Annotated in this window: 12 protein-coding genes; 5 read left to right on the forward strand and 7 right to left on the reverse strand. The window is 57.2% G+C overall.

Annotated elements, in window-relative coordinates; translation table 11 throughout:
* The first annotated feature begins 3 nt into the window (after positions 1-3).
* Genes HS103_14425 through HS103_14435 form a run of 3 tightly spaced genes read left to right on the forward strand, consistent with a single transcriptional unit; the run spans position 4 to position 2,586 of the window.
* Positions 4-372 (forward strand): STAS domain-containing protein, encoded by a 369-nt coding sequence (locus tag HS103_14425; GenBank protein ID MBE7513995.1) that lies wholly within the window; start codon positions 4-6, stop codon positions 370-372.
* Positions 373-415: 43 nt separating this feature from the next.
* A complete protein-coding gene (locus tag HS103_14430; protein ID MBE7513996.1) occupies positions 416-799 on the forward strand; it encodes a response regulator transcription factor in 384 nt (127 codons plus the stop codon).
* Positions 796-2,586, forward strand: a complete 1,791-nt coding sequence (locus tag HS103_14435) for a M3 family oligoendopeptidase (GenBank protein ID MBE7513997.1) — start codon at positions 796-798, stop codon at positions 2,584-2,586. The genes HS103_14430 and HS103_14435 overlap by 4 nt, the downstream gene beginning before the upstream one ends.
* A gap of 202 nt (positions 2,587-2,788) precedes the next feature.
* Here the strand turns inward: HS103_14435 and HS103_14440 are convergent, their stop codons facing one another.
* From HS103_14440 to HS103_14455, 4 genes are all read right to left on the reverse strand, one after another.
* Entirely contained in the window at positions 2,789-4,417 is a 1,629-nt protein-coding gene (locus tag HS103_14440; GenBank protein ID MBE7513998.1) for a M23 family metallopeptidase, read from the reverse strand.
* 183 nt (positions 4,418-4,600) lie between these two features.
* Positions 4,601-5,110, reverse strand: coding sequence for an FKBP-type peptidyl-prolyl cis-trans isomerase (locus HS103_14445; GenBank protein MBE7513999.1), 510 nt, complete (start codon positions 5,108-5,110; stop codon positions 4,601-4,603).
* On the reverse strand, positions 5,071-6,618 hold the full coding sequence (locus HS103_14450; protein ID MBE7514000.1) for a glycosyltransferase family 39 protein: 1,548 nt from the start codon (positions 6,616-6,618) through the stop codon (positions 5,071-5,073). The genes HS103_14445 and HS103_14450 overlap by 40 nt, the downstream gene beginning before the upstream one ends.
* A complete protein-coding gene (locus tag HS103_14455) occupies positions 6,615-7,823 on the reverse strand; it encodes a hypothetical protein (protein MBE7514001.1) in 1,209 nt (402 codons plus the stop codon). Before HS103_14455 ends, HS103_14450 begins: the two co-directional genes overlap by 4 nt.
* 135 nt (positions 7,824-7,958) lie before the next feature.
* On the opposite strand from HS103_14455, the gene HS103_14460 reads away from it, so the two are divergent.
* Together HS103_14460 and HS103_14465 are read left to right on the forward strand one after the other, a co-directional pair.
* Positions 7,959-8,756: a metallophosphoesterase gene (locus tag HS103_14460; protein ID MBE7514002.1), complete on the forward strand. Its 798-nt coding sequence runs from the start codon at positions 7,959-7,961 to the stop codon at positions 8,754-8,756.
* Positions 8,757-8,807: 51 nt separating this feature from the next.
* Entirely contained in the window at positions 8,808-10,193 is a 1,386-nt protein-coding gene (locus HS103_14465; GenBank protein MBE7514003.1) for a hypothetical protein, read from the forward strand.
* A gap of 89 nt (positions 10,194-10,282) precedes the next feature.
* Here HS103_14465 and hpt read toward each other — a convergent pair whose 3' ends face one another.
* Genes hpt through HS103_14480 form a run of 3 tightly spaced genes read right to left on the reverse strand, consistent with a single transcriptional unit; the run spans position 10,283 to position 11,994 of the window.
* Positions 10,283-10,825 (reverse strand): hypoxanthine phosphoribosyltransferase, encoded by a 543-nt coding sequence (gene hpt / locus HS103_14470; GenBank protein ID MBE7514004.1) that lies wholly within the window; start codon positions 10,823-10,825, stop codon positions 10,283-10,285.
* 2 nt (positions 10,826-10,827) lie between these two features.
* Entirely contained in the window at positions 10,828-11,187 is a 360-nt protein-coding gene (locus tag HS103_14475; protein MBE7514005.1) for a DUF971 domain-containing protein, read from the reverse strand.
* A 12-nt stretch (positions 11,188-11,199) separates the two neighbouring features.
* Positions 11,200-11,994, reverse strand: coding sequence for a hypothetical protein (locus HS103_14480; protein MBE7514006.1), 795 nt, complete (start codon positions 11,992-11,994; stop codon positions 11,200-11,202).
* Positions 11,995-11,996 lie beyond the last annotated feature (2 nt).

Consider the following 11,996-nt stretch of genomic DNA (forward strand, 5'->3'; position numbering starts at 1 on the left):
CGAATGACTGGAGAAGTTGGGCTACGTCACGAAGAAAATACGGGCTTTATGGATTTTCCGCGGGATGTCACTGCGCAAACCCGTGAAGCCGCCTACGAAACCTACAACAAGCTCGCTTTTGCTAAAGTAAAGGCGCTTGGGCTGAACTTCGCCGGGACAGATTACCTTAACAGCGCGGGGATCGGCTTGATCATCAGTTTGGTGGAGGATGCCGTTGAAGCCGGGCGGGTGGTCTATGCCTATGGACTGAACTCGCACAACCGGAAATTATTCCGTATGGTTGGATTGACAGAGCGCCTGATTCTTGTCGCGGATGAAAACGAAGCCCGCGAAAAAGCAAAGGAGCGCACTGCCGGGCAAACCTCACCATAGCGCTTACCACAGCCGTTCGAGGACACGAGGCACAAGAGAACTCATGGCTCATATCTTGATTATTGAAGACACGGAAGAACTCCGCGAGATGATGACGACGCTTGTCCAACGGATGGGGCATGAGGTAAGTGTCGCCCAGGATGGGTTGGAAGGGGTCCGAGCGGCAAAGACAAGCCGTCCCGATTTGATCATCCTTGACCTGATGATGCCCGTTGCCTCTGGTGATTTAACGCTTGGCTACCTTCGCAGCACCGACACCTTTAAACATGTTCCGGTGATCGTTGTCTCTGCCCACCCTAGCGCAAAGGCAATTGCCGACAAATTGCAAGCCCATTGCATCGAGAAGCCCTTCGGTTTTCCCGAGCTAAAAGCGCTGATTGATCGTTTACTATCCGAATCGGAAGAAATGAAGCCAAAAGACCAATGACAGCACCTACCAATGAATTAATCACCGGCGCAGAGAATGTCCTTTGGGACTTAAGCGACCTCTACGCCGGCATTGAGGACCCGCTCATCAGCCGTGACCTTGAGAGCGCCGAAAAAGACGCCGAGGCGTTTGCCGCTCAATACCGAGGGAAAATTGCCTCGCTTTCAGCCGCAGAGCTTGCCGAGGCAATGGCAGCATTGGCGAAAATTGAAGAACGCAGTGATCGGGTTGGGTCGTTTGCCCAATTGATCTGGTCAACGGATGTCAGCAATGCCACTTACGGGGCGCTTGTCCAACGCAGCCGCGAGGCGGAGTCGCGCATTTCGCAAATCCTGCTCTTTTTCAGTTTGGAATGGAAGGCAATCCCCGACGAAACGCGGGTTGACCTGAATGATCCCCGTCTTGCTCTGTACCACCACGCCCTTGCCAAACTGCTTGTTTACCGCCCCCATACCCTGAGTGAGCCGGAAGAAAAAATCCTCACTGAAAAAGCCGTTACCGGACGCGATGCGTGGGTGCGCTTTTTTGGTGAGACGGTTGACCCTGTGGAATACAATTTTGAGGGGCAGAACGTTCCGCAGTCGGTGGTGCTGCGGGGGCTGTACAACCCAGAGCGGGCATATCGCCAGCGGGCAGCCGATTCCGTGACGGCGGGCTTAAAGACAATCCTTCGTCCGGTCACCTACATCATGAACACGCTGCTCCAAGAGAAATCGTCCACAGACCGCCTGCGCAGTTTCCCCACATGGATCAGCAGCCGCAACCTGAGCAACGAAGCGCCGGATGGGGCGGTAGAGGCGCTGATCAGCGCGGTGACTTCGCGCTATGACATCGTGGCGCGGTATTACACTCTGAAGAAAAAGCTGCTTGGCTACGACGAATTGTTTGATTATGATCGCTACGCGCCGCTGCCCGGATCGGGATCGACCTACACCTGGGAGGGAGCGCGGGAACTGATTCTGAATGCTTTTGGGACGTTTCACCCCCAAATGGCAACCATCGCCAGCGAATTCTTTGACCATCGCTGGATTCATGCGCCAATCAAGCCGGGCAAGCGCGGTGGGGCGTATGCCGCGCCGACCATTGCCAGCCATCACCCCTACATTTTCGTCAATTTCGCTGGCATGAGCCGTGATGTGGCGACCCTAGCGCACGAGTTGGGGCATGGCATTCATATGTACCTCTCGCGTCCACGCGGTCACTTTGGGGCGCATACTCCGCTGACGACGGCGGAAATGGCGTCTGTTTTTGCCGAGATGGTGGTCTTTAGCGATCTGCTCCAACGGGAGACAGACCCCCGCGCCCGCTTGGGAATGCTTGCCGGAAAAATCGAAGATTCCTTTGCCACTGTCTTTCGGCAAATCGCCATGAACCGCTTTGAAGACCGCATCCATACCGAACGACGGACAAAAGGCGAACTGACGACGGCACAAATCAGCGCCGCATGGATGGACACCCAGAAGGCGATGTTTCAGGGCAGTGTGACGCTTCGCGAGGATTACAGCGCATGGTGGGCATATGTTGGGCATTTCATCCACACACCCGGATATGTCTATGCCTATGCCTTTGGGGAACTGCTCGTCTTGGCGCTGTTCAATAAGTACAAGTCTGAGGGGAGCAGCTTTGCCCCGAAATACCTTGAAGTTTTGGCGGCGGGCGGGTCGGATGCGCCAGAGCGCATTTTGGCGAAGGTCGGCGTTGATCTGAACGATCCGGCATTTTGGGCAGAGGGCGTCAAGGCGCTCGATGATCTGGTGAGCGAGGCGGAACGTCTGGCGAACGCCTAACTCAACAACCTCATTTGTTCTCCCCTCATGCTCCCTCGGTGACACCAGCCGAGGGAGTATTTTTCCATCCAACAATCCGCCATGAAGCCCCTAACGCTCAGCTAGGTTGTGTTGACAATTCTCTTAGGCTGCCCTCTTTGCGGACACGCCTTTCAGCCCCGCCCCTTCACTGGTTTTACAGTGTCAACACACTCTCGGCGGTCTAAACGCGCACATTGTTTTCTACCCACCCCGCCTCGCGCCATTCGCCCGCCCCTTGCAGCAGCCACGCCATGACGGGCAGCCCCACTGCCGCGCAGCGCCGATAGACATTTGCCAACTTCGTCCCGTTGTTCACAATGCCATCGGCGGGACCGCCCTCCGTGATAATGATTGAACGTCCTTGCGCCATCTGCCGCCAACGATCTGGCTTCAGGTCAATATCGTTGCCATCGCCCACGAAATAGGCGTGAACACCCACCCAGTCACTTGCGCCAATGGCTTCCACGCAGCCCGCCGCAAAGCGAAACTCATCCATCCGTAGGTTTTGCACATCGCCGCCAGGGGAGAGCGCCGGAAAGCCGATTTTCACATTAGGGAGTTCGGCGCGGTATGCCTGAAGCACCTGCATATACCAACGGCTGAACGTCGTCCCATCTTGCCATGCCGTTTTCCAGCCCTCGCGGGTGACGTTCGGCTCGTTATGGACGGCAACAACCAACGGCGACCCGCCAAGCGCCGCCTGATATTCCTTCAAGATCGGCAAAGTCCGCGTCACAAAATCCTGCGGGTTGCCCGTCACCGCCCCGTGATGAGCCGCACGGATGATGAAATGCTTGATTCCGGCATCGCGGAAGCGGGGGATGGCGAACTGCGCTTGCCCCCCTTCATAGGCGGCGATCAAGACGGATTCCGGTTTGTTGTGGCGGATCAGATCGATCTCTTGATCGGTGGGCGACCACCCTCCCGCGCTGGCATGGACGCCACGCGGGGCAACCGTCACGGTGAAGGCGGCAGCGGGCGGCGTGACCGGTGGGGTGACTGGCACTTGCGGCGGGGTGGGCTGCTGCGGCGGAAGCGGTGAAATTACAATCGGACTCGGTGTCGTGTTGGAGGGCGCAGAGGGGAGTATCTCGGTGAATGCCTCAGCGATCCAACCGCCGCTGGTCAATTCCCGCCACATAAAGCCCTCGGCGTTCAGCCGTGCGCCCGCCCGCACCTCGATGATTGTGCGGAAGGGCAAACTGTGGAGGATTTTTCCGCCCAGGCTTGGGCGGGCGCGGACATTCAAGCCAGAGGCACTGATGATCCGCAAAAATTCAGGCAAGATGCCTGTTCCAGCGGGCGTGCCGATGGGTGTCCCATCGGTGGGTTCAAAGGAAACCGTCTCGTTGAACCAATCCGTTGGGTTGATGTACTCCATCAGCAGGCGGGCTTTGTTCTTGTTGGGCCAATCAAGGGCATTGTTCGTCCGCATAACGTCGAAATGGAGATGCGGTGCGGTGGAACGTCCCGTGTTGCCCAGCGTGCCGATCACATCCCCTGCCCGTACCTGCTGCCCCTTGCTGACGCGAATCTCAGCGAGATGCCCATAGCGGCTGAATAAATTCGTCTTATGCTGAATCAAAATTAAGTTTCCAAAGCCGTTGTTGCCAGCAAACTCTGCCCATTTGACAACACCATCTTCAACGGCATGGATCGGTTCGCCACCCTGCCGCGATTTGGCAAGGTCATGTCCGGTATGCCATGCGCCAAACTGCTGGAAATAACTTTCATCGACATATTGGGTGGTGATAAACCACCCCGTGCCGGGGTAACCGGCTTTTCCGGTCACAGGGGAGACTTTTGCCATAGCCCACGCTCCATCTCTGAACACACGAGGAATCAAACCAAACACAAACTGCGTTCATCCTACACCCGTTTTCGATTCGATGCTGTGCGGTTGGGCTACGGGTTGCCTATGAGGGATAGAGTGCCTATGGGCATAGGGCGGGCGACCACATCGACAGGTCGCCCCTATGAAGATAGAGAGGGGTTACTTGATGGCGATCAGTTCGACCTCAAAGATCAAGGTGGCGTTGGGGGGAATTACCCCGCCCGCACCCCGCGCCCCGTAGCCAAGCGCCGCCGGAATGGTCAGTTGGCGCTTTCCCCCCACTTTCATCGACATAACGCCTTCATCCCATCCCTTGATCACCTGCCCAACGCCAATACGGAAGGAAAAAGGCTCCTTGCGATCTTTGGAGCTATCAAATTTGGTGCCGTTTTCCAGCGTTCCGGTGTAGTGAACAACGATGGTCTGCCCCGATTGCGGCATTGCCCCCGTCCCTTCAACGAGATCGACATAGCGCAAGCCAGAGACAGTCGTGATTGTTTTTTGCTCAGACAAGGGAGAATTCTCCTTAGGATATTCACCGTGCGGGGTACTCACGACGGTGATCGGGTTAGCCCGAACAATTGTCGCCAACTTAGGGCGGCGGCGCAATAGGGTTATATCACACCCCTTTAAGGCACAATGCGATATAGGCGATACCCTTCTGCCCATATCACAATTTGCAAAAATGGCGGGATGTCCTCCCCCCGCCACAAAGCAACCAATGGCACAGTATGGGCGGGATCGATCAGGACATGAGTCACCCCATAACGTGCGGCAATTTCCGCGATCCGCTCTGGTGGCGCGTTGGGAATAACCACTGCCGAAATGCCGCGAAAGTAGTAGAGGGCGGCGGGATCGTTAAGCATGACCACTGCTCCCGGCGGCACATCCAGCCAGCCATAGGCGCTCTCCCCGCCCCATGCGGCTGCTTTGCCCGCCGCCGTTGTATAGCTGAGGTACGCCAGCCAAACGAGCGCCGCCCCACTGAAAACCGCCTGTGCCTGCCGCACGCGCCAGCGCCGCCACTTTGCCAGCCGAGCAATCACCCCCTCCAAGCCAATGACGCCGAGCGCCGCCCAAAAGGGGACGAGCGCCGCCGCTGAGTGAAACAGTCCGCCGCGCATCCCCGAAAAAGGAAAGACGAGCGTCATCAGAAGGTGGAGGGCGGGCATGTAGAGCAGAAATCCGGCGAGGAGCGGATCACGCCGCTGCCGCCATAAGCCGATCACCATGAGCGGTGCAATGAGGATTCCCCCCTCAACGGCGAGGAACGTCTGCGCGTTCAGCGCTAACGCCTCGCCCCGCCCGCGAAGGATCGCCCCTAGACCTTGTGCGAAAAAGGCGCTTGCCTCAATGCGCGGCGGGTAGTTGAACAGATCGTCATACGTCCGCGCAAAGGCGAGATCAAGCCCACCAGCGGGAAGAATTGTCCCGGAGATGCTCAGATTGCGGGCAAACCAGGGCGTCATAATCAGAAGGTAGGAAGCAACGCCGATTATTGCCCCGCGCCATGCCCGCCCCGTCCGCCAACGTCCCCAAAGTGCGGCAATGACAAGCGCCGCCACAACGAATAGCCCATCGTTACGGGTGAGGTGTGCTAAGCCGCAGCAGACGCCCGCCCCCGCCCACGCCAGCGTTTTTTCGTGCGCCCGCCCGATCCCGCAGCCAATGAGCGCCAGCGCCGCAAAAACAGCAAAGGGAGCGAAGGTGGCGGTGGTGAACCAATAGGGAAGAAAATAGCCGCTAAGGAGTGTAACCAGCCCGCTGAGCCACCCAGTGCGGCGCGTCCCTCCCAAACGCCCGCCAAGCCACGCGCCAATGAGGGCAAGGGCGATATAGAGCGCCACAAAACCGACCTGCGCCGCTTTGAAGCCAATCCCAAAGATCGCCATCCCCACCGCCGCCACAAACGAAGGCATCGGCAGCCAATAGAGGTGGCTTGGGGCGGGGAGCGTCGTTGGATTGCCCAAGTATGTCCAAAGAACGGCGTCGGTCAGCCCTTGCCCGCCAACGAGCCGCGCCGCCGCATTGTAGTAATAATAGGCATCGGTGTAGCCCGGATTGTGCAAGGGCGCGGCGGCAGCCACCCCGATGATGAGGGCAAGGGCAGCCAGAATCAGGTAATCGCGCCGGATAAGGTGGGGGGCGTTAGGTGTGGTCATGGTGTGGGCGCTCACGGCGACTCCTGACGTAGAATCCCGAACAAAACAACGGCGAAGGCGATCAGGACACCTGTCCGCGCCAAAATCGCCATGCCAAAGAGAGGGCGGTAGGCGGCGCTGATCATTCCCTCAGCGTCCGCGCCGATGATGAAGATCAGCGGGTATTCGGCAAAACTAAAGAGGGTCAGGGCAAGGGCGAGGATCACCCCGCTGCGGGTGGGAATGGTCAGTAGGATGAGTGGAATCACGAGCGCCTGCCATTGGGTACTCCACCCTGCCGACCACAGGTAGAGAAGCGTCACCGTGATGGCGACGAAGGCAACCAGTCCGCGCTCATTGCGCCGCTGTGAGAAGGCATAAACGGCAGCGCCAATCCCGCCAAAGAATACCAACCGAAATAATGGTGGGATGCGCGGCGGGCTACCGCGTCCATCCTGAATGGCGGCGGGATCACGGCGATCACCGTTGAATGTCCCGCTCATGAAATTCCCATCGATCAACGCCCACACGGTTTGGAAAGAGGGTTTGACAAACTGTGCGGTGAGCGAAGGGACACCATAGATTGGGGCAAAGACTAAGATCGCCCCTAAGCCAAACCCCGTCAGGCTGAGGGCAATTCCCGTTGTGCGGAGTGCCAAGCGCGGGGGGCAAACGCGCCACACCGCCACCAACGCCGCCAATGGGACAAGTTTTGTCAGCGCTCCAAGCGCGATCAGGATGCCCGCTGGCGCATCCCGCTTGGCGATCAGAAGGCGCAGCGAGCCAAGCAAGAAAAACGTCACCACCCCCTCGAAATTCCAAAAACCGAGGATTAGCGGGGCAGGCATGAGGGCGTATGTCCAGGCAAGAGTATCCCCCACCGGAATGCCATAAAGCGCCTTCCCAATCCCCCGCACAAGGAGGATATTTCCTACATCAAAGGCGATCAAGACAAGAGCTAACAGATTCGCATACGAACTAAACCGCCGATCGGAGAGCGCATAAATACCCCCAGATATGAGGGGAATGAGGGGGGGGTATTCGTACCAATAATCGTGATAAGGTAAGAGTCCTTGTTGGGTGTTTTCAGCAATCCCAAAATGGTAGGCAAAATCGCCGTTGACAGTGATCCCCCGCTCAAGAACGCCCCTTGGCGTTTGGACAAACTGCGGTGGATGGGCAATGAGAAGCGTCACCCGCAGGGCAACAACGAGATAAAGCAAGGTGCGTAGATCAGGCATGGGGGGGAAACCTGAAGTGAAGGCGCGGGGGCGCAGGGTGTGTCATACTTACCAGTATAGCATGAGGGTTACAGGCGTGAACGAAGCTATTGAGAAGGCAGTGAGTTTCGTGATAGGAGCGGCGCACAGGAATCCATGATCCGGTTTATCCATATCACCGATACGCATGTGAGAGGGGCAGCGGGGTTTGAACTCTATGGGCGAAACGCTTTCGCTTACCTCGAAACCCTTGTCGATCATCTAAACAGACACACGTTTCCGATTGATTTCGTCCTCCATACCGGGGATGTCGTTGATGATCGCAGCGAGGCGGCTTACCATCTAGCGAAAACAGCCCTCTCCAAACTGCGTTACCCAATTTACTACGTGGCGGGCAACCATGATGACCCCGCAGCGCTACGCCGTGTGCTGCTGAATAACTCATCAGAGAACGATCTCGGCGGGCGGTTCGATTACAGCTTCAGTTTAAAGGGAATCACCTTTGCCGTCTTTGATTCACGCGGGGAACGCGACCCCGCTGGTTGGCTAAGTGAGGAGCAGTTGGCGGCATTGCGCACCCTTTGCACGGCGGATGGCCCGCCGCTGGTTATTGTCCTCCACCATCCGCCGCTGCCACTTGATTCGCAGTGGATCGATCATGGTGCGGCACTGGCGCTGATGCTGGTGGAAAACCACGCAGCGTTTCGGGCGGCAATCGCCCCGGCGCGGGGACGGCTGCGCGGGGTATTTTTTGGTCATATTCACCGCGCATATCAGGCATATCACGAGGGGATTCTCTACGCCAGTGCCGCCTCTGCCCTCGCCCAGTTGGAAAGCTACCCGGAACAGCCCTACCCCAACACCGCACCGGATGAGCCAGCGGGATATAGTATTGTTACGATGACGGGAGAGACAACCATCCTTCGTCATATTTTTTTGCGCCTCCCTTCATAGGGACTGTGTTCACTGGCGATCATACGCCATCTCAAAAAGGAATGCCGCACTATGTTCGAGCAGTATGTCCAGCAATTGAACCACCCAAACGCTGATAAGCGCCGAGAAGCGATTTTGTGGTTGGGAAAAAGCGGCGATCCCCGCGCTCTAAAACCGCTTGCCACCGCCTACAAAACAGACCCCGTGAACGATCTCCGCGAACTGGCGTTGAAGGCGGGGCGTTACATCCAGAAGGTGAACCAAGAGCGTGGCAGCGCGGCGCTCCCTCCCAGTGATCCGCCCACACCAAGCGCCGACAGCGAGTCTCACCTTCCCGATATTTTGAAGGCGTACACGCAGCCAGCGATGGGTGGAAGTTACGGGGAAACGCCGCCGCCACCTGTGTCAACGACACATACCAATACTAATGAAGGCAACTCGAACCTGCCTGACATCTTACGGGCGTACACCAAGCCACAGGGATCATCAGGATCGGCGGGGATGGCGCTTGCCGCCCCTAGTGGTGAAGGGCAACGCGAGCGAGCCACAGGTGGGGCGGGTGGTGGAAGCGGCGGCGGGGCAAAGGCGATCCCGGAGATTGATCTCTCGAATGCCAAAGCGGTGAACAGCGCACGGGTGAATCAGGCGAAAAGTCGCCTAAATTCTGCCTTTACCCATATGACACAGGGCAAAAAAGATGAAGCTGTTCTTGAGCTTGCCCGTGCGCTTATGATAAACCCTGGTCTAGTCGATGATCCTGGGGCGCAGGGCTTGGCAACTTCGCTCAGCGGGATGGGCGGAAAAGCCGCTTTCCAAGAGGTGCTGCGCATGGCGAACGCTGTACCACCGAAAACGACTGCCCCTTCCCATGACCGCGAATTCTGGGACATGATCCTTTCGGGGGTCATCTTGTTGATCGTGATCGCCCTGTTCAGCATTGTGTTCTTTTATGGCTCATACGTCATCCAAGCCTATGTAGAGGCGCTGGTTTATAACCAACCCCTGCCAAATATCAGAAGCCTGTTTGTCGTATTCCCCCTGAATATGGTTTTGCCGTGGGTGCTGCGGCTTGGCGCACTGACGCTTGGTTCAACCTTCTTCCAATTCACCATTGTCTATGCTGTTGCCACCCTAATGATGGGCGGGACAGGATCGATGATCCGCCATTTGCGCGTGAGCATGAACGTCGCCGTGATTGGCTACATCTCTATCATGATTGGCTTTGCCATCTTGATCGGCGCTGTGACAGGCTATGTACCAACCTCACTGGCAAATGTAGGGTTGCTTATGCTTGTTGGAAGTGGGTTGGGGACATTTATTCTGCAAGCCTTCCTCTTAGGGCGCGTCCACGAGTTTGGGGCGATTAAGGGGGCATATTCGGTGATTTTGGGGAGCATAGGGGCGGGGATCATTGCTGGACTGCTTGGGATGTTCCGTCCTCAGGAGATACGCTTTTAACCAATACGGCGCGTCTGGTTGCTGCGGGGAAATCCCTTGCAGGCTTCACCGGGGTGCTGCTCTCAGCCCGACGCTTTCGCGTCGGGCGATCAACCCGTCTTTGCCACCGCAATATAGGGCAAGTTCCGGTACAGCTCGTCCAAATCCAACCCGTAGCCAAAGACGAATGTGTCGGGGATATTGAACCCGATATAATCGACAGGAATATCAATTTTGCGGCGTTCGGGCTTGTTCAGCAAGGCGCAGATTTTCAGGCTGGCGGGAAGGCGATCCAACAAGAGTTTCCGAATGTAGGCGAGGGTGATCCCGCTGTCGATGATGTCCTCGACAATCAGCAAATGCCGTCCCTCAATACTCTGCTTCAAGTCCATATCAATGCGCACCACACCAGAGTTCGTCCGCGCCCCCGTCCCATAGGAGGACACCGCCATAAAATCAATGGCATGGGGGATATGGATGCAGCGCATGAGATCGGCAAGGAACAGGACACTCCCCTTGAGAACACTCACCAACAACAGCCCATTCACCCCCCGATAATCGACGTTGATTTGGCGTCCCAACTCGGCAATGCGGGTTTGAAGGCGGTCTTCATCGATCAGAATTGATTGAACGGGCGGGTGTGATTCAGTCACGGCTACTCCCCAGTTGGCGAGGTTGGCGAGGCGCTTTCGGGCGGGCAAAGGCGGCGCAGATACTCAAAGGTATACATACCGGTGTGGTGTCCATCATCCCAAAAGGGCTGAAGAGCGTAATTGCCAACAAGTTCGAGTTTTTCCATTGTGTAGGATCGGGCAGGGGTGAGGGCAAGAATGTGGTCGGGGTCGGTATGCCGCCCCATGTTCTCATGCCCGCCGCGACACTCCACACAGGGACACGCCTCGCGGAGGTTTGCCAGCGGGTAATGACAGGTTGCCCCATCTGCCCAGGTGATGATCAGTTCGCCGGTCGTCTTGTTTAGCGTGACGCCTGTCGGTTTGGGTGTCATGGGGTTCATCGGAAAACGCCTTTACTGCGGTCTCGCACCGAGGATAATCACATTGTCAAAGCCCACCGACGCGCCCAAATCGCCCGCCACCATACCCACGCCAATTTTGCCTTCCTCAAAGGTTGCCTCTGCCAATTGATCGCGGGTGCGCCCGCCGTTGCTGAGGCACTCGCCGCTGGTCAGGCTGCGCCATGTAGAGCGTCTGTCGTTCCCTTTGGGGCAAACAGGGAGTTGGATGCCGTTCACGTAGAATTCAAAGGTGTAGCGGCGGGCAATGATCTGAATCAGGTTTGTGGCGTTTGGCTCGGTGTGGATGGCGGGATTGATCTGCCACTGGCTGAGAGGGATTTCATCCTCGCCCTGCGCCTTCATCCCCACAAGGTAGGCGCCATCGCTGCGAATCTTGAAGGTGTAATAGTTATCGGCGTTTTGATAGCGAAAGAGGACGCCGATCTGGTCTGCTGGACTGCTGATCGTCCGCCACTCCGTTTGAACGGTCAGATCAAAATCCCTGATTTGCTGGTTCAGCAGGGAAAATGCGCCGGCGTTACTGCTATCGCTGGTAATGACCAACACCCCATCGCTGATCTCGGCGCGGATTTGCCCCGGAAAGGTAGACCAATGCTCATTGAAGGCGTCAAAGGTCGTCACGTAGATCAGCGCTCGCGGAGGGTAATCGGGGGCGCTGTCGGCGGCGCGAAGGGCAACCAAGCCCAGATTGAGCAGCCCCAAGACAAAGATCGCCCCCATGAGAACAAGCGTCAACAAACCAAAGGGACGTTTCGCCATACGGCGGATAGTGCGGATGAGGAACATAG

It is taken from the genome of Anaerolineales bacterium (assembly GCA_015075625.1).
In the GTDB taxonomy this organism is placed as follows: Bacteria; Chloroflexota; Anaerolineae; order Aggregatilineales; family UBA2796; genus UBA2796.

What these genes read in the sequence shown, in the direction of transcription:
- HS103_14445 (MBE7513999.1), bottom strand. Translation starts at nt 5,110, where the DNA reads ATGGGCAGAAGGGTATCGCCTATATCGCATTGTGCCTTAAAGGGGTGT.
- HS103_14425 (MBE7513995.1), top strand. Translation starts at nt 4, where the DNA reads ATGACTGGAGAAGTTGGGCTACGTCACGAAGAAAATACGGGCTTTATG.
- HS103_14440 (MBE7513998.1), bottom strand. Translation starts at nt 4,417, where the DNA reads ATGGCAAAAGTCTCCCCTGTGACCGGAAAAGCCGGTTACCCCGGCACG.
- HS103_14455 (MBE7514001.1), bottom strand. Translation starts at nt 7,823, where the DNA reads ATGCCTGATCTACGCACCTTGCTTTATCTCGTTGTTGCCCTGCGGGTG.
- HS103_14475 (MBE7514005.1), bottom strand. Translation starts at nt 11,187, where the DNA reads ATGAACCCCATGACACCCAAACCGACAGGCGTCACGCTAAACAAGACG.
- HS103_14465 (MBE7514003.1), top strand. Translation starts at nt 8,808, where the DNA reads ATGTTCGAGCAGTATGTCCAGCAATTGAACCACCCAAACGCTGATAAG.
- HS103_14435 (MBE7513997.1), top strand. Translation starts at nt 796, where the DNA reads ATGACAGCACCTACCAATGAATTAATCACCGGCGCAGAGAATGTCCTT.
- HS103_14460 (MBE7514002.1), top strand. Translation starts at nt 7,959, where the DNA reads ATGATCCGGTTTATCCATATCACCGATACGCATGTGAGAGGGGCAGCG.
- HS103_14430 (MBE7513996.1), top strand. Translation starts at nt 416, where the DNA reads ATGGCTCATATCTTGATTATTGAAGACACGGAAGAACTCCGCGAGATG.
- HS103_14480 (MBE7514006.1), bottom strand. Translation starts at nt 11,994, where the DNA reads ATGTTCCTCATCCGCACTATCCGCCGTATGGCGAAACGTCCCTTTGGT.